Origin of the sequence: Candidatus Pelagibacter communis, from assembly GCF_012932795.1 — a bacterium.
Classification (GTDB): Bacteria; Pseudomonadota; Alphaproteobacteria; order Pelagibacterales; family Pelagibacteraceae; genus Pelagibacter; species Pelagibacter ubique_S.
Map to the genome: position 1 here is coordinate 240280 of NZ_LANA01000001.1, position 22253 is coordinate 262532.

A 22253-nucleotide genomic window follows, 5' to 3' on the forward strand; every position below is an offset into this window, starting at 1 on the left:
TTAATTGGCAAAAAAGGCAATAAAATGTTTTAAATAATTAATATTTGACATAACCATATTTACAAGTACTCTTGTTTTTATATCGGGAGAGACTATTCAGTAATAGCGCCGAAGGAGCAAAACTCTCAGGCAAAAATACAGATGGGGCAAAATGGGTGCTATGAAAGAACAATATACAAAAATATATAATTTATCTGTTTCTAATAAATTACTCAACTTCATTAATGAAGAATTGCTTAAAGATACAAAGATTTCTTCAGAAAAATTCTGGGAAGACTTCGACAAAGTAGTTCATGAGCTAGCCCCAAAAAATAAAGAACTATTAAAAATAAGAGAAAATTTACAAAAAAAAATAGACAATTGGCACATTGCTAATAAAGGCAATGAAATAAACTTGGAAGAATATAAAAAATTTTTAAAGGAAATTGATTATCTAAAAGAAGTAGGTCCGGATTTTAAAATTCAAACAAATAACGTTGATGAAGAAATAACTAGTATTGCTGGACCGCAATTAGTGGTTCCAATCATGAATGAAAGGTATGCACTGAATGCTGCTAATGCCAGATGGATGAGTTTATATGATAGTTTGTATGGTACAGATATAATCGAGCAATCTGAAGATAGTGCTTCTCAGAGATATGATCCTTTAAGAGGTGAAATGGTCATAAAATATGGAAGAGCCTTTTTAGAAAAATATTTTCCTCTAGAAAATTTAGGATGGCGTAATATTACAGGGTTTAAAATTAATAATGGTTCTTTAATTATATTAAAAGAAGACACTGAAACATCATTAAAAAATAAAGATAAATTTATTGGTCATAGAGGAGAGGCTAATGATCCTACTGCAATAATTTTAAAAAATAATAATCTTCATATAGAAATAATTATAAATCCAAATGCTTTTAGCGCTCAACAAGACCCTGCTAAAATTAGTGATATTATTGTTGAAGCAGCAGTTTCAACTATTTGTGATAACGAAGATAGTGTTGCGGCAGTTGATGCTGAAGACAAAGTTATTTGTTATCGTAATTGGCTTGGACTTATGAAAGGTGATTTGAAATCAACATTTGAAAAAAATGGAAAGACTTATGAGCGTAAATTAAATCCTGACAGAAGTTATGTTTCTAAAGACGGAAAAGGATTAAAACTACATGGGAGAAGTTTGTTATTAGTAAGGAATGTTGGGCACCTTATGACTAACCCAGCAATCACTTTAAAAGATGGTTCAGAGATACCAGAAGGTATTATGGATGCTTTTATAACTTCAGCAGCATGTCTTCATGATATTAAAAAAAAAGGCAATTCTAGAAGTGGATCTATTTATATTGTTAAACCAAAAATGCATGGTCCTGATGAAACTTCATTTACAGATTTAATTTTTACTAAAGTTGAAGAAGTTTTAGGATTGGAAAAATATACATGCAAAGTTGGAATTATGGATGAAGAGAGAAGAACCTCTTCAAATTTGAAAGAGTGCATTAGAACTCTTCAAAATAGAGTTTTTTTTATTAATACTGGTTTTTTAGATCGTACTGGTGATGAAATGCATACTTCAATGGAAGCAGGTCCTATGATTAAAAAAGGAGATATGAAATCTTCTAAATGGATTGGGGCATATGAAAATAATAACGTCGATATAGGCCTTCAATGTGGTCTTTCTGGTAAGGCCCAAATTGGTAAAGGAATGTGGGCTATGCCTGACAAAATGAAAGAGATGATGGAACAAAAAACTGGCCATCTAAATGCTGGTGCAAATTGTGCTTGGGTTCCCTCACCTACTGCGGCTGCACTTCATGCTCTTCACTATCATGAAATAAATATTTTTGAAAAACAAAAAGAATTACAAAATAGAGTGCCAGCAAAATTAGATGATCTTTTAACCATACCAGTCGCTGACAGACCTAATTGGTCTATTGAAGAAATTAATTCAGAAATTTCTAACTCTGCACAAACACTTTTAGGCTATGTTGTAAGGTGGATTGATCAAGGTGTCGGCTGTTCTAAAGTCCCAGATATTAATAATATTGGCTTAATGGAGGATAGAGCTACTTTAAGAATTTCTTCTCAACATATAGCTAATTGGATACATCATGGAATTTGTACAGCTAAGCAGGTTTTGGAAATTATGAAAAAAATGGCAAAGATTGTGGATGAACAAAATAAAAACGACAAATTATATCAAAATATGTCTCCAAATTTTGATAAGTCAGTAGCCTTCAAAGCAGCATGTGATTTAGTATTTCATGGTAGGTCTCAACCTTCTGGCTATACCGAACCACTTCTTCATTTAAATAGATTAATTAAAAAAAATTAATCAGAAGTGGTTTTAACTCTAGTTCTATTTTTAAAGGCTGAATATAAAGTCCCATCATCAAGACTTTCTATTTCACCACCTACAGGTAAACCTTGCGCAAGTTTTGTAATTTTTGCATTAGTTTTTTTGAGACTGTCCTGAATATAATATGCTGTAGTTTGGCCTTCAACAGTTGCACTTGTTGCCAAAATAACTTCTTCAATATTTTCTTTAACAACTCTTTCAACTAATGAATTAATTAAAAGATCTTCTTTTCTTTGACCAGGAGATGAAATTGTTCCACCAAGTATATGAAAATATCCTTTGTAAATATTAGAATTTTCTATGGACCACTGATCTGCAATATCTTCAACAACACATATTTTTTTATATTTCTCTTTTGTATTTTCACAGTTATTACAACCTATTGAATTTGATTTTAATGTGCCACAAGATTGGCATCGAATTACATTTTTATAAACCATAGCCAAAGTGTTTGCCATTGGTTTAACTAATTCGTCTCTATTATTGATAAGTTTTAAAACTATTCTTTTTGCAGATTTAGGACCAAGACCTGGTAATTTTGCGATTAACTTTATTAACTCTTCGATTTCATTAATATCCTGCATTTTATTAATCTAAATCAACATCCATATCTGACATGTGCAACTTAAGTGCGTTTGTTGAAACTTGAATTTCTCTTAAAAAAATAATAATTGACACCATCATCGACAAACAACAAGATCCAAAAATAATTCTAGCTATAAAAATTTCATTCAGATAAAGAGCAAATACAGTTAATAAATTAAATAAAAGACCAAATGCAGCAAACATGATTGTCCATTTTAATAAAATAATCCTTCCACTTAAGTTGATAAATTGTTTCTTCCATTCTGGAGGAATATGACCTTCATAGACATGCTCATCATGCAATTGTCTAATAAGCTTACTTAAAGAGTGAAATCTGTTACTGTAGATATTCATTAGCAAGGGAATAGCTGGAAACATCAATGCTGTTACAGTGTAATCTATATTCATACGAATCAATTTGATTATGAAACTAGCCTTTGCTATTTACAAGTAAATTATTATGAAACAATTAAATCTTTTCATTGAATTAATAAGATTAAAAAAACCAATTGGTTTTATGCTTTTATTTTGGCCTTGTGCTTGGGGACTGACAATATCCTATGATTTTACTATGAATCATAATTATTACTATTTTTATTTGAGTCTATTTTTATTGGGTTCTGTTTTGATGAGATCAGCTGGATGTATAGTTAATGATATTTTCGATAAAAAATATGATAGGAAAGTTTTAAGAACTAAAAAAAGACCAATAGCTTCAGGTAAAATATCTACAAATCTCGGACTGCTGTATGTAATATTTCTGTGCTTATTAGCATTATTGGTTTTGTTAAATTTTAACACATTCACTATTATTTTTGCATTGAGCTCTATGCCTCTAGCATTTAGCTATCCTTTAATGAAAAGATATACATACTGGCCACAGTTATTCTTAGGTATTACTTTTAATTATGGATTAATTCTTGGTTGGACTTGTATTAAAAATCAATTGGATATAATTCCAATAATATTTTATTTTGGAGCCATATTTTGGACACTTGGATACGACACAATATATGGGTATCAAGATATTAGAGACGATGAAATTATAGGTTTAAAATCAACATCCATAAAATTTAAAAAAGATCCAAAAAGATTTATAATTATATGTTATTTAGTATTTATAGTTTGTATTCTAACAACGGGAATTTTAATGAAGTTTAATAATTTATTTTTTATTTTTTCAGTAATTCCTATTTTACATCTTACAAAATATCAAATTGAAAATCTTAAAATCAAAGATCCCAATAGTTGTTTAAAGATATTTAAAAGTAATAATATTTTTGGAGCAATAGTTTTGATAAATCTTTTAATAGGAAAAATTTAATATAATGAAAAGTTCATACATTCTTAAAAGATTATACAAAGATTACACAAAAAAATATTTTAATAGAATATTGCTTTCAGTATTTTTCACAGTTTTATTAGCAGGAAGCACTTCGGCTGTTGCATACTTGCTGGATCCAGCAATAAAAAAGTTGTTTATTGAAAAAAATCAAACATTAATATATTTAATCCCAATTCTAATAATTGTTGCATTCGCACTTAAAGGTTTTTCTTTATACACAGCCAAAGTGATAATGATCACTGTTGCTGAGGAAGTAAGAAAAGATGTTCAAGTAGATATGTTGGACTCATTAATCAATGCTGATACTCAATTAATTGATAGCAAACACTCAGGAAAATTTATAGCTAACTTAACCAACGATGTTAATATGATAACTAATCTAGTTAGTACGGCAATATTAAACCTATTTAAAGACAGCTTAACATTAATTGGTCTTTTAACTGTAATGTTTTATCAAAATTGGAAACTATCTTTGATAGCTTTAATAATGATACCATTAGCCTCGTTTGCTGCCAGAACTTTAGGAAAAAGAATTGGTAAAGTTTCAACTCAACAAATGGAAAAAGCTGGAGTTTTAAACACATATTTAATTGAAATTTTTAAAAATCATAGGTTAATTAAAATATTTCAAAAAGAAAACTATGAAAATAATAGAGCGAAAAAATTTATCAATGAACTAAAAGAAAAATCGAGAAAAATCCAAATTGTTTTAGTTAGAGCTTCCCCAATCATGGAGGCACTTACTGGTATTATGATTGCTTGCTTAATATTTTATTCTGCTAAACTTGTTGTAAAAGATGAGCTCGAGGTAAATAATTTTTTTTCTTTTTTAGCTGCAATGATGCTGGCCTATCAACCAGTAAGGTCTCTTGCTACCTTAAATATTACAATTAGCCAAGGTCTAGCTGCCTCTAGAAGAATTTTACCAATTATAGATGATAAAAATAATATTAGTGAAAATGAATCAGACCCTGAAATTAAAATAACTAAAGGTGAAATAAAATTTAAAAATATAAATTTTAAATATAACGAAAACGAAGATAATGTTTTAAAAGATTTAAATTTAGAGATTTTAGGTGGTAAAATGACTTCTTTAGTAGGTCATAGTGGTGCAGGGAAGTCTACAATCTTAAATCTAATTCCTAGATTTTATGACTGTATTAATGGTGATATCTTGATTGATGAGCAATCTATATATAATACCAAAATCTACTCACTAAGAAAAAACATATCTCTTGTAAGCCAAGATACAACATTATTCGACGATACAATTAGAAATAATATCGCCTATGCAAACATAAATGCTTCTCAAAAAGATATTGAGGCAGCTGCAAAATACTCTTTTGCAGATGAATTTATAGAAAAACTTCCAAATAAATACGATACAATTATTGGAGAAAATGGAATTAGACTTTCTGGGGGTGAAAAGCAAAGACTATCAATAGCAAGGGCAATATTAAAAAAAAGTCCTATTATACTTTTAGATGAAGCTACATCTTCTTTAGATGCCGACACAGAAAGTAAAATTCAAAAAGCAATAGGCTTTTTAACTAAAAATAGAACAACTGTTGTAATTGCTCATAGATTATCAACTATTTTAAATTCTGATAAAATCTATGTAATAGATGGAGGTAAAATCATTGGAAAAGGTAGTCATAAAGAACTTCTGGAAAATTCAATTGTTTATAAAAACTTTTATGAAAAACAAATTAAAAAAGATTAATGTTATTAATTTATAGAATTTTAATTAATCTAACACTATTACTTTCACCTATAATTTTTATTTTAAGAATAATAAAAAAAAAAGAACATCCATTAAGATTTAAAGAAAAACTATGTTTTTTTTCAGAAAAAAAAATTAAAGGAAAATTAGTTTGGTTTCATGGAGCTAGTGTTGGAGAAATATTAAGTGTAATACCACTAATTGAGAAGCTCGAAAAAAATAAAAAAATTAAACAAATTTTAATTACTTCTAACACATTAAGTTCATCAAAAATTATATCTAATTTAAAATTAAAAAAAACTATTCATCAATTTTTTCCTATTGACACTCATTATCATACTAAAAAATTTATTAATTACTGGGACCCATCAATTGCATTATTTATTGATTCAGAAATATGGCCCAATACAATTAAAAATATAAAAAAAAAAAATATTCCACTCTTACTTTTAAATGCACGTATAACTAAAAAATCTTTTCAAAGATGGAAAAGGTTAGGGTCAAGTTCAAAAAATTTGTTTCAAAAATTTGATATGTGTCTGTCTTCCAGTCTAAAGTCTAAAAATTATCTAAAATCTCTTGGAGCAAAAAAAATAAGATATATTGGTAATTTAAAATTTTCTCAAACAAAAAAAAATGAGTATCTTATTAGTGATAATATAAAAAAATTTTTAAAGACTAAAAAAATATGGTGTGCTGCAAGCACTCATACCACAGAAGAAAGTATTGCTGCATTGGCTCACAAAAAACTTAAATCAAAATATAAGAATTTACTTACAATTATAATTCCAAGGCACATAAATAGAACTAAAATTATTTTAGATGAAATAGAAAAACTTAATCTTAAAGTTCATCTTCATCAATCAAATAAAAAACCTCATAAAGATACTGATATATATTTGGTGGACGCATATGGAAAAACAAAATCTTTTTTTAGATTATGTAACATAGTTTTTTTAGGAGGATCTATGATCAAGCATGGTGGACAGAATCCTCTTGAACCTGCTAGATATGGTTGTACAATTTTACATGGCCCACATGTTTGGAATTTTAGCGAAATTTATAGTCTTTTAAACAAACACAAAGTTTCACAAAAAATAAATGGCTTAAATCAATTAACTCAAAAGATTAGGTTAATATTTAGGCATAAAAAAAATTCTCATAATATAGAATATAAAATTAAACACCTAGGCAATAAGATTTTAAATTCTTCTTTAAAAGAGATAAATTCTTTTATTAATATTAAATGAAAATAAAAAAACCAAAATTTTGGGATTACAAAAAACCTAATTTTTTATCTTATTTACTTTTGCCATTAACAATTCCACTTATTGTAAATAATTTTTTATTGAATTTAAAAAATAATAGTAAAGAAGACAAAATCATTAAAAAAATTTGTGTAGGAAATATATATGTTGGTGGTACAGCAAAAACACCAATATCAATTAAATTATGGGAGATTTTAAATAATTTAAATTTTAAAAGTGCTACAATTAAAAAAGGTTACATTAATCAAATTGATGAACAAAAAATATTAAAAGAAAAAACTAAATTTTACTGTTTTAAGACGAGACAGAAAGCAATAAATGAAGCTATAAAGGATAGTATCGACATAGTAATTTTTGATGATGGATTGCAGGACAAATCAATTAATTACGATTTAAAATTTGTTTGTTTTAATAGTGTAACCTGGATTGGTAATGGCTTTTTAATGCCAGCTGGACCACTTAGAGAAAAGATATCAAGTATTTCTAAGTATGACGCAGTATTTTTAAACGGAAACGGAGAAGACAATAACTCACTTCAATTAGAAATAAAAAAACATAATCCAAATATTAAAATTTTTGAAACATGTTATAATCCTACCAATCTTGATGAATTTGACAAAAATGAAAATTATGTCATTTTTTCTGGGATTGGAAATCCTGAAAGTTTTGAAAAAACATTGATAAAAAATAAATTTAATATAATTAAAGAGTTTAAATTTCCCGATCATTACGACTATACATTTGCTGATATTAATAAAATCAAGTCATGTGCCAAAAGTTTGAATGCAAAAATTTTAACTACAGAAAAAGATTATATGAAACTCCATAATGATATTGATATTAAATTTCTTAAAATTGATATTGCTATTAAACAAGAAGATGAATTAATTAATTTATTAAAATCAATTATATGAAATCATTAAAATACTTTATACAATTTATCATAATTTTCTTTTTTTTCATATTATTTAAGTTGTTAGGTCTTAAACTTTCATCAATAATTTCTGGTAAAATTATATCCTACATTGGTCCTTTTTGCAGACCAAAGAAAATTATTTATTCTAATATACTAAAAGCTTTTCCAAATCTTAATCCAAGTCAAGTTGAACTGTTATCCAAAAAAATGTGGTTTAACTATGGAAGAATTTTATGTGAATATTCTTTTATAAAAAGATTTAGAAATTCTAAGTTTAATTCTATGATAGAAATTAAGGGTCAAGAAATCTTAGAAAAGTTAAAAAATGACAATATCCCTGTAATTTTTATCTCAGGACATTTTAATAATTTTGAACTAATGGCTATGCACATTGAAAAGTCAGGAATTAATTTGGCGGCAGTTTATAGACCACTTAATAATAGTTTTTTAAATCTTATAATGGAAAATATAAGAAAAAAATATATTTGTAAAAATCAAATAAAAAAAGGGATTTCAGGAACAAAAAAATTGTTATCTTTTTTTAAAAGCGGCTCTTCCATAGCTCTAATGATAGATCAAAGAGTCTCGGAAGGTATTAAATCTAATTTTTTTAAACATGAGGCTTTTACAACAACTATCCCTGCTCAATTTGTAAAAAAATTTGGTTGTAAAGTGGTGCCTATTTATATTGAAAGAACTAAAAATTATAATTTTAAATTAACCATTCATAATCCAATTGAATATACACCTGACGATACCATTCAAGAAATTACTCTTGACTTAAATAGTTGGTTGGAAAAAATGATTTTAAAAAATCCTGAACAGTGGATTTGGTCACATAATCGCTGGAAATAAAGATTTATTTTTTTTCTCTTACAATTGCTGCTTCTTTATAAGAATAGTAGGGTTCTTGAAGATCTACATTCCAGTAATTAAGATTCTCTAAACTTATAATTTTTCCTGTGACGGCACATAGCACATAATCTCCACCTTCAATAATTTCAAAATTATTTGGTAAATATTTTATTTTTGCTAATTTTTTATTCATTTTTAGTTTATATACTAATATATGAAAGTTGGAATAATAGGAAGCGGTGGCCGTGAACATGCTTTTTGTGTGGCATTAAAAAAATCAAGAAATGTAGATGAAATATATTGTTTTCCTGGAAATGCCGGTACATCTTCTATGGCACAAAATATTATTTTAAACCTAGAAAATTTTAATGAATTAAAAAACTTCATCACTTTAAAAAAAATAGATTTAATAATAGTTGGCCCTGAAAAACCTCTTGTAGATGGTATAGTGGATTTTTTAGAAAAAAATAATATAAAAGTTTTTGGACCTAATAAATTAGCATCACAACTAGAAGGTTCTAAAATTTTTACAAAAAATCTTTGTCAAAAACATAATATCCCAACCGCAAAATTCGGTATTTTTAAAAATTCACGAGGAGCAAATGAATTTATAAAAAAAACAAACTATCCTCTGGTTATAAAGGCTGATGGCTTAGCGTCTGGTAAAGGTGTCTATATATGTATCAATAACAAAGAAGCTAAGTCTGCAATTAAAGAAATATTCCAGGGCAAATTTGGTAAAGCAAAAAACTTATTAATTGAAGAATTTCTTGATGGTGAAGAAATGAGTTATTTTATTATATCCGATGGCTTAACAATAAAAAATTTTGAAACTGCCCAAGATCATAAGCGCGTGTTGGAGGGTGACCTAGGAAAAAATACAGGTGGCATGGGAGCTTACTCACCTTCAAGGATGATAAATGATGAATTAAATGAAAAAATTTTAAAAAAAATAATTAAACCAACACTGAGAGGTCTTAAAGAACTAGGAGCAACTTATAAAGGATTTCTGTACGCAGGATTAATGATTATTAAAGGTGAGCCTTATCTAATAGAATATAATGTTCGAATGGGAGATCCAGAATGCCAAACTATTTTACCAAAACTTAGCTCTGACCTACTAGAAATTTTTTTAGCTTGCTGTGATAAAAAATTAAATCAAATAAATGTTAAATGGCATAATAAAAAAAGTTTATGTGTTGTAGTTTGTTCCAAAGGTTACCCCGATAACTTTAAAAAAAATATCCTTATTGAGGATTTAGATAATATCAATCTTAATGAAAGTGAGTATTGTTATCACGCAGGAACAATTAATAATAATGATAAAATTTATGCAGTTGGCGGTAGAGTTTTAAACTTTGTCTGTTTGTCTGAAGACTTCTCTGAAGCAAGAATTCGTGTATTTAATTTAATTGATTCTTTAAATTGGAGTGGTGGTTTTTATCGAAAAGATATTGGCTATAAAGTAATAAATAAATGAGAATTATATCTGGAAATTCAAAAGGAAAAAAAATTTTTGAACCAAATGATATAGCCACAAGACCCCTGAAAGATTTAACTAAAGAATCAATATTTAACATACTCATTCATACAAAAAAATTTAATGTTCAAATTAAAGATTCTAACGTTTTAGATTTATTTTCAGGTGTTGGATCTTTTGGTTTGGAATGTTTATCAAGAGGTTCTGCTTTTGTAACATTTGTAGAGAATTATAATGCAGTATTGCCTATCTTAAAAAAAAATATTTATAATTTGGAGTACCAAAAGAATAGTTTGGTATTAGAAAAGGACATATTCAATAACTTAAACTTCAATATATTTGATAAAAAATTTGATATGATTTTTATGGATCCTCCTTATAAGTTAAAATCTATATCTTCTCTATTAGATGCTATTGTGGAATTTAAGATATTAAAAAAGGATGGAATAGTTATTATTCATCGGCACAAGAAAGAAGAAGACAATTATACAAAAAATTTTGAAATAGTTGAATTGAAAAAATACGGTATTTCAAAAATTGTTTTCGGAATTTTTAATTAGTTTAATATTATTTTTGTCTCTTTTTTTATCAATTCAACTGATGGTTGATCATATGGATTAATATTGAGTGCTCTACCCAACAATATTGTCTCAAGAATAAAAAAACCAAATAATTCGCCCAAAGCTTTTTCGTCTCTATTCATAACTTCAAAGCTTCTAAATGGTATATTCTTTTTTAAAAAAATTTTTTCTGTTGCCCTTTTTTGTGCATATATTATTTGGCTTATATCTTTATTCTTTAAATAATAGTGTGAAGGTAAAATCTTATTATTATTAATTTTATTTGAATTTTTATCTTTTACATAAAAAAAAGTAAAAAAATTATTCTTTGTTCCATCTAAATAATGTTGCATAACGCTGTGATTATCCTTTGGCATATCTGAAATTATTGGTAAAATTCCATTTCCTTTCTTGCCTAAACTTTCAGCTATTAATTGTTGATACCATTTAAATAAACTATCAGAATCTTTATCATAATTTAATATTATAGAATTAAATTTTTTTTTTTTTATTAAATAAAGTGTATTTGTAACATTCGAAGTTAATTGATCTAAAAATTTTTTATTTTTTACAATGTTATTTAATTGTTTAAATTTTTTAATATTTAAACCCATTAATTCAGCTGGCAACATTCCAACTTCTGATAAAACTGAATACCTTCCACCAATGAAATTGTTATGATGTATTATTTCGCTCTGTAGTTTTTTTGCTAACGATAATAAATAACTTTTTTTATTTTCTGTTAGAAATAAATTGGTATCTGTTTTTTTTATCAATATATTTGAGTTTATTATGGTTTCGAGAGTGTTACCCGATTTTGATATTATTAAGTTTGAATATTTTTTTTTTGTTAACTTTTGATTTGAAGCAAGATCCTTTATAAATTCAAATTTTTTTTTTATCTTGTAGTTTAAAAAATTAAAAATTGACTCTGCACCAAGTATTGATCCACCCATACCTATAATCCTAAAGTTTAAATTTTTTTTTAATTGTTTAATACTTTTTTGATCATAACTATTTTTATAAGATATTTTTAGACTATTAATTATTTCATTTTTTTCTTTTAGTAATCTAATTAAATCTTTTTTAATTTTTTTACTTACCTTAATTATCCTAAAATTTTTAAAATGAATGCTATTAGTTAACATTAGTCATTTTTAATCTGATCTATAATAATTTTTTCAATCGATGTATTGTCTGACTCTTTTTTTTCGATTTTATCAGAACTGCTTAAGATCATGTCTTTAATTTTTTGTTTTTCGTCAGTATCTGTTTCAGTGGTATCTATTTCTGGTGAAGGTAATTTTTCAAAATCTGGTGGTAAAACTAAAGGATTTTTTTTTTCAACTAAAAATTCATCTGAATTTTTTGCATTCTTTCCACTAAGCCCATCTTTAACTGATTTGCAAGACGACAAAAATAATAAAAAAAGAATTGGAATTATAATTATTTTTTTTATCATTGTTTTTTTATAGAGTGATTGTTAGAAAACATTTCAGCACAAATAAGGCATAACACACCTGTTGTGATAAATATATCTGCCACATTAAATATAAACCAATGTAAATTGTTAATATGTAGATCTATAAAATCTGGTACTGCTGAATAATAAAATCTATCAAATAAATTTCCTATTGAGCCTCCAAATATAGCCAATAATGCATACATCTTAAATCCTGTATGATTTATAATCATCACTAAAATTATTATGGTTATTAATACTATAATTAAACTGATTATTTTATAAGAAAAACTCTCATTAAAAGATAATAATCCGAATGCTATTCCCTTGTTCCAAATTAAGTATAAGTTTAAATATGGATTTACATATATATCTACTGCACTGTCAGCATTATATAAATCTATAATATAATTTTTCGATATTCGATCAATTAAAAAAATTGTAGTTGCAATCATAAAATTTACAAAAAATTTTTTATAACTAATTTTGTTCATCAGTATAACTATTTAACCGGGGGTGTCTTTCACACTCATTCTTGTTAATCTTCCAACAAATTGGACACTTAGTACCTTCAACTTTAGTTGTTTTAACTATTATATCTTCTGACTCAGACTCTTCTACTGTTGCCGAAGATGTAATACACAATTCTGAAAAATCAATTTCATTTGATATTGCATATAAATTTTTATTTAACTTTATAGTTAGATTTGCTTCTAAACTTGAGCCTATTTCTTTACTAGTTCTTTTTTCCTCAATACTAATATTACAAACGTCTCTAATTTTTTTTAATTCATTCCATTTTTTATTTAATTTTTCATTTTCAAAAGACTTTGGATATTCTATAAATTTTTCCAAATGAATACTTTTTTTGTCTTTGTGTATCAGCGTAAAAATTTCTTCAGTCGTGAATGATAATATAGGCGCAAACCACTTAATGAGGGAATCTAAGATTATATTTAAAACAATGATACTACTTTTTCTTCTTTTGGAATCTTTACTGTCACAGTATAAAGAGTCTTTTCTAATATCGAAATAAAATGCTGATAGATCAACTGTACAAAAGTTTAAAAGCTCTTTATAAAGATTATGAAAGTCATAAGAGTTAAAATAATTATTAAAATTTTTATTCAAATCATACACCCTATTTAACATATACTGTTCTAACTCTGGTAGTTGTTTTAAATCTAATTTTTCAATATCAATTTTCTCAAAATTATCATTTAAATTTCCTAGCAAATATCTAAATGTATTTCTTATTTTTCTATAAGAATCAGCATGTTGTTCTAAAATAGAATAATCAATTCTTAAATCTTCAGCATAATTAGATGATGCAACCCATATTCTTAAAATATCTGCTCCATATTTTTTTAAAATATCTTCCGGTGCTATTACATTTCCTAGAGATTTAGACATTTTAAGACCTTTGCCATCTACAACAAAGCCATGTGATAAAATTGATTCATAGGGTGCTCTTCCTCTTGTTCCACAAGATTCTAGTAATGATGAATGAAACCATCCTCTATGTTGATCAGATCCCTCCAAATACATCGATGCAGGCCATTGAAGATCTTTTCTTTTTTCTAAAACAAATGAATGTGTACATCCACTGTCAAACCAAACTTCAACAATATCACTTGTTTTCTCATAATCTTTTGCCTTATATTTGTTACCTAAAAATCTTTGTGGATCATCAGAAAACCAACAGTCCGAACCTTCTTCTTCATAAATGCTTGCAATATTTTCATTTACATCATCATCTACTAAAATTTCTTTAGTAGTTTTATGAACAAATATTGGCAGTGGAACTCCCCAAACTCTTTGTCTTGAAACGCACCAATCAGGTCTAGTCTCAATCATAGCTTTTATTCTCTCTCTACCTTTATTAGGATAAAATTTAGTGTCATCTAATGCTTTTAATGCTTTTTTTCTTAAACCATGGCTTTCCATAGAAATAAACCATTGAGGAGTTGCTCTATGTACAAGTGGAGCTTTCGATCTCCAAGAATGAGGGTATGAATGAACTAGCTCTCCATTAAATAACAGTTTTTTTTGAGTTTTTAATTTTTCTATAACAATCGGATTTGATTTAAAAATGTGTGTTCCTTCAAATAAAGGTACGTTCTTAGTATATTTACCATCATCATCAACTGTTTCTATTGCTTTGATACCATGTTTTAAACAAAGATTGAAATCGTCAGGACCATGACTTGGAGCACAATGAACAATACCCGTTCCTTGTTCTGTTGTGACAAACCTTGCTTCAAGCATTGGGATTTCATAATCATAACCAAGGTTTAAAAAAGGATGATTACAAATTGTATCTTTAAATTCTTTTCCTTTAATTTTTTTAATCTTTTTATATTCTTTAATACGACAGTCTTTGATAACAGAATCTAATAATTCCTCAGCAACTACTATTTTTTTATCTTTAAAATCTCCATCATCAACTAATTGAATTACCAAGTAATTTAAGGCTTCATTGTATGCCAATGCTTTATTTGCTGGTATGGTCCAGGGCGTAGTAGTCCAAATAACAACTTCAGTACCCTCTAATTCTTTTAAGTTTGTTTTTTTAATAGGAAAAGAAACATAAATTGTATCTGATTTATGATCTTGGTATTCTACTTCAGCATCTGCTAATGCTGTTTTTTCAACTGTAGACCAAAGTACAGGTTTAAATCCTCTATAAAGACTTCCTTCTTTTAAAAATTTACCTAGTTCTCTTACAATTTGTGCCTCTGCATCAAAGCCCATCGTAGTGTAATGATTATCCCAATCACCCACAACACCCAATCTTTTAAATTGTGTTTTATGAACATCAATCCATTTTTGTGCAAAATCTCTACATTCTTTTCTAAATTCTGTAATTGGAACTTCATTTTTATTTTTTTTATTTTTTTTATATTGTTCTTCAATTTTCCATTCAATAGGTAAGCCGTGACAATCCCAACCTGGAACATAAACTGAATCTTTACCGTCCATTTGATGAAACTTTACAATTATATCTTTTAAAATTTTATTTAATGCTGTTCCCATATGAATATTTCCATTGGCATATGGAGGGCCATCGTGGAGTATAAATTTTTCTTTACCTTTATTAGATTTTCTTAATTCTTTATAAAGATCAATTTTTTTCCAATAATCTAAAATTTCTGGTTCTTTATTCTGTAAATTAGCTTTCATTGAGAAAGCTGTTTTGGGTAAATTTATTTTTTCTTTACTCATTTTAATTTCTTTTAGCGATTTTTAGATCATTTTTAATCTGTTTTTTTAATTGATTAACATTTTTGAATTTTTTTTCTTTTCTTATAAATTTTACTAATTCAATTGATAAATACTTATTATAAAGATTTCCAGAAAAATTAAAAATATGTACCTCTAATAATATTTTTTTTTGATTAAAAGTTGGCCTATAACCAAGGTTTGCAATTGCTTTTAAAGTTTTGTTGGAGTTTTTTTGTTTTGCTTTAACAGCATAAACCCCCGGCATAGCAATAACATAGTCCTTAATATCTATATTACAGGTTGGAAAACCAATTTTTTTTCCTTGCTGTCTACCTTTTTGAACTATTCCTTCGATTGACCAGTTTCTATTTAACAATTTATTAGTTTCTTTTAAATTACCTTTTTCTAATAAAGACCTTATGTACGTTGAGGAAATAACTTTTTTATTCAATATTAATGGTTGAGGTTTTATAATTTTATAATCACAAATTTTTTCATTTTTAATTAATTGATTAACATCTCCCTCCCTCTTATTACCAAATTTAAAATTATTACTAACAAATATATATTTTGCTTCTAATTTTTTAGATAAAATTTTTTTTATAAAAAAATTAGATTTTATTTTAGAAAATTTTTTGTCAAACTTCTGTGTAATTACAAAGTCAACTCCCAAGTTTTTTAAAATTAGGTTTTTTTGATTTATACTTGAAATCCTAAAGTTTTTTTTATCTTTATTAAAAAACATCTTAGGCATTGGTTCAAATGTTAAAACACCAATATTTAGATTAAATTTTTTTTTATAGCTATTAGCTAGTTTAAATAATTTTTGATGACCCACATGGACACCATCAAAATTTCCAATCAAAATTATAGATTTTTTGTGATTTTTAGAAATATTAAAATTTTTATATAATTTCATTTTTTTACCACTTAAGTTCAGTTTGAATAAAATTTACAATAGCTTCATATTTTTTTGAGACTATATCTACTCCCTCTTTTTTAATTTCTTCTTTATGAACACCATTTGATATTAAAAGTGAGTCATAATTTAAAAGATTTGCCCCTTTTATATCTGTGTTTAAATTATCACCAATTGATAAAACTTTCTTCTCTTTATTATCTATTGACTGATTATAAACTTCAGGAAAAGGTTTTCCAAAATATATAACCTCCCCTCCCATTTTTTCAAATACTAATGCTACTGATCCTGCACATAATTCTCTTTTCTCACCTCTATCAACAATTAAATCTGGATTAGTGCATATCATTTTTTTGTTAATGTGTTCTTTAAATAATTCTCTATAATAACTTAAATCGTCAACTCGCTCTTCGAACAAACCTGTACACAATAAGTAAGAGCTTTCTTTAATATCTACAGTCTTATTTTTTTTAAAATCTATAAATAAATCAAAATCTCTAGAAGGTCCTAAATGATAAAACTTTTCATCTAAGAAGTTCTTTTTTAAATAACTTAATGCTGCTTCTCCAGATGAATATACATGTTCCCTGATTTCTCTATTCATTCCCATTTTTTCTAAAAATAACCTTACAGTTTTGTTAGGTCTTGGAGCGTTAGTTAAGAGAACATATTTTTTTTTTGCTTTAGTAATCTCTCCTAAGGCCTCAATTGCATTTTTATGTAAGTTTATTCCATTATGAATAACACCCCATAAGTCGATATAAAAAATATCATAGTTATCTGCAATAGACCTTAATCCTTTATTATCCAAATTTTCACTCATTTAGGGAGGTATAGCTTATAAAAAATACAATTTCTCTCGTTTTTTGACCTACATATTTTTTATACTTAACCTTGAAATAGTATGACTAGTAGCTATATGAGTCGCATATTAAAAGGAGAATTTATGAAATTTAAACCGTTACACGATAGAGTTTTGATACAAGTTTTAGACAGTAGTGAAAAAACTGCTGGAGGAATAATTATCCCTGACACAGCACAAGAAAAACCTCAAGAAGGTAAAGTTATAGCTGTTGGTGGTGGAGCAAAAACTGAAGATGGAAAGTTAATTCCAATGGATGTGAAAGTTGGAGATAAAGTTCTTTTTGGCAAATGGTCAGGAACTGAAATCAAAATAGACAGCAAAGAATACAGCATAATGAAAGAGTCTGACATTATGGGTATTTCAGGCAAATAATTTAAATTAAAGGAGAAAATAAAATGGCAAAAGTTGTAAAATTCGACTCTGAAGCAAGAGCGGCAATGATAAGAGGTGTTGATATCCTTGCTAACACAGTAAAAGTTACTCTTGGACCAAAAGGTAGAAATGTTGTTATTGATAAATCTTATGGTGCACCAAGAATTACTAAAGATGGTGTTACTGTTGCTAAGGAAATTGATCTTGAAGATAAATTTGAAAATATGGGGGCTCAAATGGTTAAAGAGGTTGCTAGCAAAACAAACGAAGAGGCTGGTGACGGAACAACCACTGCAACTATTTTAGCTCAAGCTATTGTTAAAGAAGGTGTAAAATATGTTACAGCAGGTATGAACCCTATGGATGTTAAAAGAGGGATAGATGCAGCGGTAGATCATGTTAAAGCTAACTTGGTAGCTTCAGCAAAAAAAGTAAAAGATACCGATGAAATTTCTCAAGTTGGAACTATTTCAGCTAATGGTGATAAAGAAATTGGTAACATGATTGCAAAAGCAATGCAAAAAGTTGGTAACGAAGGTGTTATTACTGTTGAAGAAGCAAAAGGAGTAGAAACAGAATTAGACGTTGTTGAAGGTATGCAGTTTGATAGAGGATATTTATCACCATACTTTATTACTAACGCTGATAAGATGACTACTGAATTAGAAAACCCTTTCATTTTATTACATGAAAAAAAATTAACTAACTTGCAACCAATGGTTCCACTTTTAGAAGCTGTTGTACAAGCTGGTAGACCGCTAATGATTATTTCTGAAGATGTTGAGGGTGAAGCTCTTGCAACTCTTGTAGTAAATAAACTTAGAGGTGGTTTAAAAGTTGTTGCAGTTAAAGCTCCTGGTTTTGGTGATAGAAGAAAAGCAATGCTTGATGATATTGCAATTTTAACTGGTGGTCAGGTTATTTCTGAAGATATAGGTGTTAAGCTTGAAAATGTTAAGCTTACAGACCTAGGGTCTTGTAAGAGAGCAAAAGTTGACAAAGATAACAGTACGATTATTAGTGGTAATGGAAAAAAATCTGAAATTGAAGCTAGATGTACTCAAATCAAACAACAAGCTGGTGAAACAACTTCTGATTATGATAGAGAAAAACTTCAAGAAAGACTAGCAAAACTTGCTGGTGGAGTTGCTGTAATTAAGGTTGGGGGTGCAACTGAAGTAGAAGTTAAAGAAAGAAAAGATAGAGTTGAAGATGCTCTTAATGCAACTAGAGCTGCTGCTGAAGAAGGAATAGTAGTTGGTGGTGGTTGTGCTCTTTTATACGCTTCACAAAGTCTAACTACACTTAAAGTTAAAGGAGATGATCAAAAAGCTGGGGTTACGTTAGTGGCTAAAGCTTTACAAGCTCCTATTAGACAAATAACTTTAAATGCTGGAGTTGATGGTTCAGTTGTAGTTGGAAAACTACTTGAGCAAAATAAAAAGAACCAAGGTTACGATGCTCAGAATGAAGAGTACGTTGATATGTTTGCAAAAGGTATCATCGATCCTGTAAAAGTTGTAAGAACAGCTTTACAAGATGCTGCTTCGATTGCTGGATTGCTTGTAACTACTGAAGCCATGATTGCTGACAAACCAGATGACAAAGATTCTGGTGGTGCTGGTGGAATGCCTGGTGGAATGCCTGGTGGAATGGGCGGCATGGGTGGCATGGGTGGCATGGGTATGTAAAACCATTCCAAACTATCTAGTTACCTAGAAAAATTTAAACCCTCGGAATGAAAGTTTCGGGGGTTTTTTTTGATATATACTATAAAAATAACTTTTTGATTTTTTCACACCTAATTCTAACCCAACTCTAAAATGAAGTCACCCTCATCATTTAGTCTAGATGTGCATCTATCCAGTTTTGTAACATTTTAACTTTTAAATTTTTTTGTTCTTTTTTAATAAAATTTGCTGCTAATTTTTCACTATCAAACCTATCTCTACAGTAATAACCGTCATTGGTAGTATCAAAACCTTGATACACTAGTACATAAAAGCACTTATTTATTTTTGAACTTACAATTTGATGAATGTAATATTCTTGTTTCATATCAGTCCATTCTTTTCCATTAACACGAAATTTTTTTTTTAATGTAAAGTTTTTACTTATGTAACCCATAAAAGCACCTGAGGTAAAATATACTTCAAAAAATTCTTCATTCCTTTCAAGATCTACGATTGCTAATCTCAAAGAATTATCAGTTTTTTTGTTGATACACGAATTCAAAAAATCTTGATAAATCTCTTTAACATTTCCTGAAGTTATTTTTTTTTTATCAAGAATTTTTATAAATTTTTTTAAATCTATGTTTTCTTTGACATAGTCTAAATTAATTAATTCTTTGGTTTTCTTCATAACTAAACCTAACCCAACTCTAAAACGAAGTCATCTTTTGAGTTTCTTTTGAATCCATTATTAATTTCTAATGCTTAGTTTTGTTCTTTAAAAAGTTTGGGTATTTTCCAGAGAATAGTTCTTTCCAAGAGATAAACTTACCCCAGAAATAAAGACCATTTTTATTTAAATAATCTTTATTAATTTTTTTTGATGCCTTTTTTTTCTTCATTTCTTATTCTTTTTTAAAAATTTTCCATTTTTAAATAAACCAGATTGTCTAGAATTTGATCCAATAGTTAAGATACCTTCACCTTCCATAACACCATTAACCCAATTGCCTTTGTAAACTATTCCTGGTTCATCTTGTTCAACATACATTTGAATTACTTCACCCTCAAGTTCATACTGATGAGCGAAACCAATTGAAGGATGATAATTGTAAAGTTCGCCATATCCATTTCTTTTGCCGTTTTTCCATTCACCTTCATAAAATTGAATGATTGTATGCAGGGGAAAATTTGTCATCGTTGATCTAGTGTATTGTAAAAGTTCTATACCCCAACCATTTGCTTTACCATTTTCTAACTCACCCTTATAAAAAGAAGGACATCTAAAAAAATATTTACCTATTTTTTTAGCAATTTTTTTATCATAAAGTAAAGTTCCATCCCCATACCTTGCTTCGGTTTCCTTCTTTAGTTCAGAAACAGCAGTTATAACATTCTGATAGTTGGGATCATTAAAGTCAATTAAATCACTATTCATTCCTTTAAACGCTAAAGAAACATATTTTTTAATACTTATTCTATAAGATTTTGTATTCTCATCTACTCGATTTTTTTCGTTGAGTTTTACTTTTTTATAAATATTTTCTTTTTTCATATCCAACCCTAACCCATCTCTAAAATGAAGTCACCTTTCTAACTGCTTTTATCACGCTAAACTTATTCAATCTCTTTTAGTGTTTTTTTAAAAATATATTTTTTTGCTAATTTTTTATCTTTTTTGATAATAAGTTTTGCTATTGTTTTGTCTTGTCTCAGTCTACTTGAGGCAAATTTAATTGAGTTAGGGTCGATATTTATTGCTTTTTTTATAAAATCTTTATCGTCTAAATAATATTCTGAACACTCAGATAATGGATGAGAATCTCTTTTTGAATAAATATTTATAAATTGACTTGAGAGACCTAGTTTTCTTCCGTGCTGTCTAACACCTTGTAATGATTTGCTGTTAGTTTCTTTAGCATAAACTTTTAGTTCATTTAAAACCAAGTTCATCATATTATTACCCTAGCAAAAAAATTCATACTCAACCCTAACCCAACTCTAAAACGAAGTCATCTCTCTAATATTGAGTTAATCTTGACATTGAATATCAATTATTCAATGTCGGTTGCTTCCGTGTTTGAGGTCAAAAAATAGTTAACTTCAATGTCTCTTCAATGTCGGGTATTTAATAATGTAGTTTTTACTTATCTTTTTACTTTTGGAATGCGAATGTAACAATCCCGACCCAATTAAATATTCAAAAAGGGCAGTTTTTACTGCCCTTTTTTTTATTAAGTTGTTATAAGATTAAGATATGTCAAAAAGATACAGTGGAAAATCATTTAAAGATTCAAGTACTGCTAAAAAACCTAAGTTAAGTCTGAAAGAAAAAAGAAAAAATAAAAAAGAAAAATCTAAAAAGTCTTAGATTTTAGCTCTTTTTTGGCTATGTTTTTTAAAGGTAAAATTTTTAGGTCGATCACTTCTACTTTTAAACTTCTTCTTTCCACCAAAGCCAGAGCTTTTTTTATCTACACCAGCAGATGGACTTTCAGATGTTTTTTTTTCAAAGTATTTTGGGTTATTTGTAAAACCAGTTGGTTTTGAATCATCTCTTTTAGTGTAACTAGATTTTTTTTTGTAGCCAAAGCTTTTTTTCTCACTACCTCTTGAGGCTCTATCAGGTCCTTTGCCATAAGATTTTGATTTATCACCAAAACTAGA

At 27.7% G+C, this 22253-nt stretch carries 23 protein-coding genes, 1 pseudogene and 1 riboswitch; of the genes and pseudogenes, 10 read left to right on the forward strand and 14 right to left on the reverse strand.

Annotated elements, in window-relative coordinates; genetic code table 11:
* Positions 1-73: 73 nt before the first annotated feature.
* Positions 74-151, forward strand: a riboswitch (glycine riboswitch).
* Positions 152-2314, forward strand: a complete 2163-nt coding sequence (locus VP91_RS01265) for a malate synthase G (protein WP_169035634.1) — start codon at positions 152-154, stop codon at positions 2312-2314.
* Here the strand turns inward: VP91_RS01265 and recR are convergent.
* Both recR and VP91_RS01275 read right to left on the reverse strand, forming a co-directional pair.
* Positions 2311-2922: a recombination mediator RecR gene (gene recR / locus VP91_RS01270; RefSeq protein ID WP_169035635.1), complete on the reverse strand. Its 612-nt coding sequence runs from the start codon at positions 2920-2922 to the stop codon at positions 2311-2313. The genes VP91_RS01265 and recR overlap by 4 nt on opposite strands.
* A gap of 4 nt (positions 2923-2926) precedes the next feature.
* Entirely contained in the window at positions 2927-3331 is a 405-nt protein-coding gene (locus tag VP91_RS01275) for a DUF2721 domain-containing protein (RefSeq protein WP_169035636.1), read from the reverse strand.
* Positions 3332-3383: 52 nt separating this feature from the next.
* On the opposite strand from VP91_RS01275, the gene ubiA reads away from it, so the two are divergent.
* From ubiA to VP91_RS01300, 5 genes are read left to right on the forward strand one after another with little or no spacing between them, the layout of a single operon-like run.
* Positions 3384-4247 carry a 4-hydroxybenzoate octaprenyltransferase gene (gene ubiA, locus VP91_RS01280; RefSeq protein ID WP_169035637.1) on the forward strand — a complete coding sequence of 288 codons (864 nt, stop codon included), beginning with the start codon at positions 3384-3386 and terminating at the stop codon, positions 4245-4247.
* A 4-nt stretch (positions 4248-4251) separates the two neighbouring features.
* The gene (locus VP91_RS01285) at positions 4252-5991 is read left to right on the forward strand and encodes an ABC transporter ATP-binding protein (RefSeq protein ID WP_169035638.1); all 1740 of its coding nucleotides are present in this window, start codon (positions 4252-4254) and stop codon (positions 5989-5991) included.
* Entirely contained in the window at positions 5991-7241 is a 1251-nt protein-coding gene (locus VP91_RS01290; protein WP_169035639.1) for a 3-deoxy-D-manno-octulosonic acid transferase, read from the forward strand. Before VP91_RS01285 ends, VP91_RS01290 begins: the two co-directional genes overlap by 1 nt.
* The gene (gene lpxK, locus VP91_RS01295) at positions 7238-8173 is read left to right on the forward strand and encodes a tetraacyldisaccharide 4'-kinase (protein WP_169035640.1); all 936 of its coding nucleotides are present in this window, start codon (positions 7238-7240) and stop codon (positions 8171-8173) included. Before VP91_RS01290 ends, lpxK begins: the two co-directional genes overlap by 4 nt.
* Positions 8170-9030 carry a lysophospholipid acyltransferase family protein gene (locus tag VP91_RS01300; protein ID WP_169035641.1) on the forward strand — a complete coding sequence of 287 codons (861 nt, stop codon included), beginning with the start codon at positions 8170-8172 and terminating at the stop codon, positions 9028-9030. Before lpxK ends, VP91_RS01300 begins: the two co-directional genes overlap by 4 nt.
* 4 nt (positions 9031-9034) lie before the next feature.
* Here VP91_RS01300 and VP91_RS01305 read toward each other — a convergent pair whose 3' ends face one another.
* Positions 9035-9223 carry a DUF2093 domain-containing protein gene (locus VP91_RS01305; protein WP_169035642.1) on the reverse strand — a complete coding sequence of 63 codons (189 nt, stop codon included), beginning with the start codon at positions 9221-9223 and terminating at the stop codon, positions 9035-9037.
* A 21-nt stretch (positions 9224-9244) separates the two neighbouring features.
* Here VP91_RS01305 and purD point away from each other — a divergent pair, with 21 nt between their 5' ends.
* Both purD and rsmD read left to right on the forward strand, forming a co-directional pair.
* Entirely contained in the window at positions 9245-10510 is a 1266-nt protein-coding gene (gene purD / locus VP91_RS01310) for a phosphoribosylamine--glycine ligase (RefSeq protein WP_169035643.1), read from the forward strand.
* A complete protein-coding gene (gene rsmD / locus VP91_RS01315) occupies positions 10507-11070 on the forward strand; it encodes a 16S rRNA (guanine(966)-N(2))-methyltransferase RsmD (protein ID WP_169035644.1) in 564 nt (187 codons plus the stop codon). Before purD ends, rsmD begins: the two co-directional genes overlap by 4 nt.
* On the opposite strand, the gene VP91_RS01320 is transcribed toward rsmD, so the two are convergent.
* The 6 genes from VP91_RS01320 to VP91_RS01345 are packed head-to-tail and all read right to left on the reverse strand — an operon-like array spanning position 11067 to position 17499.
* Positions 11067-12218, reverse strand: coding sequence for a glucose-6-phosphate isomerase (locus VP91_RS01320; protein WP_211181492.1), 1152 nt, complete (start codon positions 12216-12218; stop codon positions 11067-11069). The genes rsmD and VP91_RS01320 overlap by 4 nt on opposite strands.
* Complete coding sequence (locus VP91_RS01325) at positions 12218-12532, reverse strand: DUF3035 domain-containing protein (RefSeq protein ID WP_169035645.1); 315 nt, start codon at positions 12530-12532, stop codon at positions 12218-12220. The genes VP91_RS01320 and VP91_RS01325 overlap by 1 nt, the downstream gene beginning before the upstream one ends.
* Complete coding sequence (gene lspA, locus VP91_RS01330) at positions 12529-13026, reverse strand: signal peptidase II (RefSeq protein ID WP_169035646.1); 498 nt, start codon at positions 13024-13026, stop codon at positions 12529-12531. The genes VP91_RS01325 and lspA overlap by 4 nt, the downstream gene beginning before the upstream one ends.
* Positions 13013-15757: an isoleucine--tRNA ligase gene (gene ileS, locus VP91_RS01335; protein WP_169035647.1), complete on the reverse strand. Its 2745-nt coding sequence runs from the start codon at positions 15755-15757 to the stop codon at positions 13013-13015. Before ileS ends, lspA begins: the two co-directional genes overlap by 14 nt.
* Before the next feature lies 1 nt (position 15758).
* Positions 15759-16676 carry a bifunctional riboflavin kinase/FAD synthetase gene (locus VP91_RS01340; RefSeq protein ID WP_169035648.1) on the reverse strand — a complete coding sequence of 306 codons (918 nt, stop codon included), beginning with the start codon at positions 16674-16676 and terminating at the stop codon, positions 15759-15761.
* 4 nt (positions 16677-16680) lie between these two features.
* A complete protein-coding gene (locus VP91_RS01345; protein WP_169035649.1) occupies positions 16681-17499 on the reverse strand; it encodes a TIGR01459 family HAD-type hydrolase in 819 nt (272 codons plus the stop codon).
* Positions 17500-17622: 123 nt separating this feature from the next.
* Here VP91_RS01345 and groES point away from each other — a divergent pair, with 123 nt between their 5' ends.
* Both groES and groL read left to right on the forward strand, forming a co-directional pair.
* The gene (groES, locus tag VP91_RS01350) at positions 17623-17913 is read left to right on the forward strand and encodes a co-chaperone GroES (protein WP_169036150.1); all 291 of its coding nucleotides are present in this window, start codon (positions 17623-17625) and stop codon (positions 17911-17913) included.
* A gap of 23 nt (positions 17914-17936) precedes the next feature.
* Positions 17937-19604 (forward strand): chaperonin GroEL, encoded by a 1668-nt coding sequence (groL, locus tag VP91_RS01355; RefSeq protein ID WP_169035650.1) that lies wholly within the window; start codon positions 17937-17939, stop codon positions 19602-19604.
* 151 nt (positions 19605-19755) lie between these two features.
* Here groL and VP91_RS01360 read toward each other — a convergent pair whose 3' ends face one another.
* From VP91_RS01360 to VP91_RS06895, 5 genes and pseudogenes are all read right to left on the reverse strand, one after another.
* The gene (locus VP91_RS01360; protein WP_169035651.1) at positions 19756-20277 is read right to left on the reverse strand and encodes a hypothetical protein; all 522 of its coding nucleotides are present in this window, start codon (positions 20275-20277) and stop codon (positions 19756-19758) included.
* A 67-nt stretch (positions 20278-20344) separates the two neighbouring features.
* On the reverse strand, positions 20345-20488 hold the full coding sequence (locus VP91_RS01365; protein WP_169035652.1) for a hypothetical protein: 144 nt from the start codon (positions 20486-20488) through the stop codon (positions 20345-20347).
* A complete protein-coding gene (locus VP91_RS01370) occupies positions 20485-21141 on the reverse strand; it encodes a hypothetical protein (RefSeq protein WP_169035653.1) in 657 nt (218 codons plus the stop codon). Before VP91_RS01370 ends, VP91_RS01365 begins: the two co-directional genes overlap by 4 nt.
* Before the next feature lie 62 nt (positions 21142-21203).
* Positions 21204-21542: a DUF4116 domain-containing protein gene (locus VP91_RS01375; protein WP_169035654.1), complete on the reverse strand. Its 339-nt coding sequence runs from the start codon at positions 21540-21542 to the stop codon at positions 21204-21206.
* 411 nt (positions 21543-21953) lie between these two features.
* Positions 21954-22253 (reverse strand): annotated as a pseudogene (locus VP91_RS06895) (DEAD/DEAH box helicase); the annotation flags it as partial.

Coding starts and splice junctions, on each gene's coding strand:
- VP91_RS01265 (WP_169035634.1), top strand. CDS start 152: ATGGGTGCTATGAAAGAACAATATACAAAAATATATAATTTATCTGTT.
- recR (WP_169035635.1), bottom strand. CDS start 2,922: ATGCAGGATATTAATGAAATCGAAGAGTTAATAAAGTTAATCGCAAAA.
- VP91_RS01275 (WP_169035636.1), bottom strand. CDS start 3,331: ATGAATATAGATTACACTGTAACAGCATTGATGTTTCCAGCTATTCCC.
- ubiA (WP_169035637.1), top strand. CDS start 3,384: ATGAAACAATTAAATCTTTTCATTGAATTAATAAGATTAAAAAAACCA.
- VP91_RS01285 (WP_169035638.1), top strand. CDS start 4,252: ATGAAAAGTTCATACATTCTTAAAAGATTATACAAAGATTACACAAAA.
- VP91_RS01290 (WP_169035639.1), top strand. CDS start 5,991: ATGTTATTAATTTATAGAATTTTAATTAATCTAACACTATTACTTTCA.
- lpxK (WP_169035640.1), top strand. CDS start 7,238: ATGAAAATAAAAAAACCAAAATTTTGGGATTACAAAAAACCTAATTTT.
- VP91_RS01300 (WP_169035641.1), top strand. CDS start 8,170: ATGAAATCATTAAAATACTTTATACAATTTATCATAATTTTCTTTTTT.
- VP91_RS01305 (WP_169035642.1), bottom strand. CDS start 9,223: ATGAATAAAAAATTAGCAAAAATAAAATATTTACCAAATAATTTTGAA.
- purD (WP_169035643.1), top strand. CDS start 9,245: ATGAAAGTTGGAATAATAGGAAGCGGTGGCCGTGAACATGCTTTTTGT.
- rsmD (WP_169035644.1), top strand. CDS start 10,507: ATGAGAATTATATCTGGAAATTCAAAAGGAAAAAAAATTTTTGAACCA.
- VP91_RS01320 (WP_211181492.1), bottom strand. CDS start 12,218: ATGTTAACTAATAGCATTCATTTTAAAAATTTTAGGATAATTAAGGTA.
- VP91_RS01325 (WP_169035645.1), bottom strand. CDS start 12,532: ATGATAAAAAAAATAATTATAATTCCAATTCTTTTTTTATTATTTTTG.
- lspA (WP_169035646.1), bottom strand. CDS start 13,026: ATGAACAAAATTAGTTATAAAAAATTTTTTGTAAATTTTATGATTGCA.
- ileS (WP_169035647.1), bottom strand. CDS start 15,757: ATGAGTAAAGAAAAAATAAATTTACCCAAAACAGCTTTCTCAATGAAA.
- VP91_RS01340 (WP_169035648.1), bottom strand. CDS start 16,676: ATGAAATTATATAAAAATTTTAATATTTCTAAAAATCACAAAAAATCT.
- VP91_RS01345 (WP_169035649.1), bottom strand. CDS start 17,499: ATGAGTGAAAATTTGGATAATAAAGGATTAAGGTCTATTGCAGATAAC.
- groES (WP_169036150.1), top strand. CDS start 17,623: ATGAAATTTAAACCGTTACACGATAGAGTTTTGATACAAGTTTTAGAC.
- groL (WP_169035650.1), top strand. CDS start 17,937: ATGGCAAAAGTTGTAAAATTCGACTCTGAAGCAAGAGCGGCAATGATA.
- VP91_RS01360 (WP_169035651.1), bottom strand. CDS start 20,277: ATGAAGAAAACCAAAGAATTAATTAATTTAGACTATGTCAAAGAAAAC.
- VP91_RS01365 (WP_169035652.1), bottom strand. CDS start 20,488: ATGAAGAAAAAAAAGGCATCAAAAAAAATTAATAAAGATTATTTAAAT.
- VP91_RS01370 (WP_169035653.1), bottom strand. CDS start 21,141: ATGAAAAAAGAAAATATTTATAAAAAAGTAAAACTCAACGAAAAAAAT.
- VP91_RS01375 (WP_169035654.1), bottom strand. CDS start 21,542: ATGATGAACTTGGTTTTAAATGAACTAAAAGTTTATGCTAAAGAAACT.